Raw genomic sequence first — 2,671 nt, 5'->3', positions numbered from 1 at the left:
TAGGTATTCCGGCGAAACTGTACCACCTATTCCGGTACAAAGTGTACCACTTTTTTAATGATGTTTTCTGTGGTTAAAATTAGATATTTTTTTTAGTTATTTTTTCATTTTTTTACGCATCGATTCACCTTTAAGTTCGAACCGAATTGCGGAGTGAATTATCCTATCCAAAATTGCATCTGCTATTGTTTTTTCTTGGATTAAATCATACCAATTTTTTACAGGAATTTGAGAACTGAAAATAGTTGATTTCCTCTGATTTCGATCTTCTATCAAATCCATCAATATCATTTGTTTTTCTTGATCTATTGCTTGTATTCCAAAATCATCAAGAATCAATAAATCGTGACTTTCTATTTTAGCAAGCTCTTTGATATAGGTTCCATCTGCTTTTGCGATCATTAGTTTATGAAAAAGTTTTCCTAAATTATAGTACAATACTTTGTATCCTTTTATGCAGGATTGCAGCCCTAATGCCGTTGCCAAATAGCTCTTCCCTGTGCCTGTGCAGCCCGTAATTATTATGTTTTCGTGTCTGTCAATGAAAGAGCAGTCTGATAATCTTGTTAGCGAATTTCTATCTAAACCACGTTCCGATGCGTAGTTTATTTCTTCGATTGATGCTTGGTAATGGAACCGAGCGTTCTTTAATAATCGCTCGGTTCTGCTGTTGTTGCGCTGATTGTCCTCGGATTCTATGAGCCAGACAATAAATTCATCGTTGGTAAATGTGTCTTGGTTTCTGGTCTCAAACGAGGATTCGTAAGCTCGTTTCATCCCTACAAGACGGAGTTTTTGCATTTTTTCAATTGTTGAGGTAGTGTTCATGATTTGATTTTTTTAGTGAATAATATAAAAGTTACTGGGTTATTATAAAAGACATTGGGTTGTTTTGGTTTCTTCATGAAATTTTAATTGTAATACTCTGACCCTCGGATGTTTTCGTGTTGAATTGGGATTGTATAAAACAATTTCACTTGATCTTCTAGCTTGTCAAGTCCTTTTTCTAAGATGTTTTTTATCGGATTATATCCCACGGCATCAAAGAGTAGGGCTCTTTTGCAGGCATTGTCGAGTCGTTGGTTTCCAACTTTTTTAGCCATACTTAATATACCCATACAGCTTTTATAATTCTGCTCCGGATACTGTTTTTGCAAGAGTATTTTCTCTATAGATTCCTTTGTGTTGGCACCAATTTTAGCAGCCCAATTTATAAAGTATTCCGAACTCCAATCCAAGTTATAAGTGTGGTTAACAGGCAAGTGTTCTTTTAAAGTTACGTAGTCAAAGGCTTTTCGGCTACGAGAATGAAAGGCGACACGGGTTTGCTGATGATAAATTTCCACCACGCTTTGAGTGAGAATCATCTTGATTTTCTTTCCAATTAAAGTATGGGGAACGCTATAATAATTCTTATCTGGAGAATAATAAACGTGGCAGTTTTTCTGCACCGTAGCTGTTTTGTAGTCTCTTAACTCGTATTTCTCGATTGCCAAGGGTTTTAAGCAGGCCTTTTCGTTGTCATGAAAAAGTGTCCAGCGACTGTGTTCTTTTTTCTGGAAAGGACTTTTATTATGCGCTTCCAAGCATACTTTTATGGCAGCGTTTAGCTCGCCAATGCTGTAAAACTCCGTATTCCTCAAGGCGGCATATATACGGGTGTAGGCAATGTTTACAGCACCTTCAACCAAGGGTTTGTCCTTTGGTTTTCGAGAACGGGTGGGCATTACAGAGGTGTTGTAATGCTCTGAAAAACGGGCGAATTGTTCGTTTACAAAAGGTTCGTATTTGTCGGCTTTGGTAACAGCCGACTTTAAATTATCAGGAATTACACAGGCGGGAACGCCTCCAAAGAAGAAAAAAGAATTTTGGACACTGGTTATAAAATCGGGGATTTGTTGAGAAAAAGAGGCTTCAATATAAGTATATTGACTCGCTCCAAGGGTACCCACAAAGACTTCTACGGGTTTTATTTCGCCCGTTTGCCTGTCGATTATATGCAGTTTTTTGCCTGCATAATCAATGAATAGTTTCTCTCCATATTTATGAGCCACGGGCATATAGCCATCTGATTTCTTACTCCATTGCCTGTAAGACTCGCAGAAACGGCTATACATTACCCCCTCAGGATGTTTCTGTTTGTATTCGTCCCACAAGATATGGCGGGTAACACCAACACGCTTGAGTTCCTTTTCTACATAAGGATAAAATGCCAATAATTCTTTCTGAATAACATCAGTATTACTGCTGGCAATACTTTGTGTGGTTCCAAAAAGCTCGTAAATATCCTCACTTGTAAGCTCTAAAAGTTCCTTGAAGCTTAAATCCGAGGCTTCAATACTAGTGATATATTTTAAAATTGTAGTTCTGGATTTCCCAATGCTTCGAGCGATTTTTCGCATAGAAAATCCCATTTCTTTCATTCGAATAATTTCTCGTACCATAATTGACCCTATTGTTTGATTGCTCATACTTTGTGATTTTAGTATCACAAAATACAGCTAAAAAACATCGTCAAAAAGTGGTACACTTTGCACCGGAATGGGTGGTACACTTTACGCCGGAATAGGTGGTACAGTTTGCGCCGGAACGGGTGGTACACTTTACACCGGAATAAGTGGTACAGTTTGGATTGGAATAGGTGGTACAGTTTGGGGTGGAATACTCAGTT

The 2,671-nt window shown here is 37.9% G+C and carries 2 protein-coding genes; both read right to left on the bottom strand.

Annotated elements, in window-relative coordinates; all coding sequences use genetic code 11:
• Window positions 1-96: 96 nt before the first annotated feature.
• A complete protein-coding gene (gene istB, locus ACNO7W_RS16285) occupies window positions 97-828 on the bottom strand; it encodes an IS21-like element helper ATPase IstB (protein ID WP_417938916.1) in 732 nt (243 codons plus the stop codon).
• A gap of 83 nt (window positions 829-911) precedes the next feature.
• Complete coding sequence (gene istA / locus ACNO7W_RS16280) at window positions 912-2,471, bottom strand: IS21 family transposase (RefSeq protein ID WP_417938915.1); 1,560 nt, start codon at window positions 2,469-2,471, stop codon at window positions 912-914.
• Window positions 2,472-2,671: the final 200 nt, after the last annotated feature.

It is taken from the genome of Flavobacterium sp. ZB4R12 (genome assembly GCF_048276375.1).
Classification (GTDB): domain Bacteria; phylum Bacteroidota; class Bacteroidia; order Flavobacteriales; family Flavobacteriaceae; genus Flavobacterium; species Flavobacterium gawalongense.
Note: the sequence above shows the minus strand (reverse complement) of the source record. Positions and strands in the feature narration are given on the sequence as shown.

Coding starts and splice junctions, on each gene's coding strand:
- istB (WP_417938916.1), bottom strand. CDS start 828: ATGAACACTACCTCAACAATTGAAAAAATGCAAAAACTCCGTCTTGTA.
- istA (WP_417938915.1), bottom strand. CDS start 2,471: ATGAGCAATCAAACAATAGGGTCAATTATGGTACGAGAAATTATTCGA.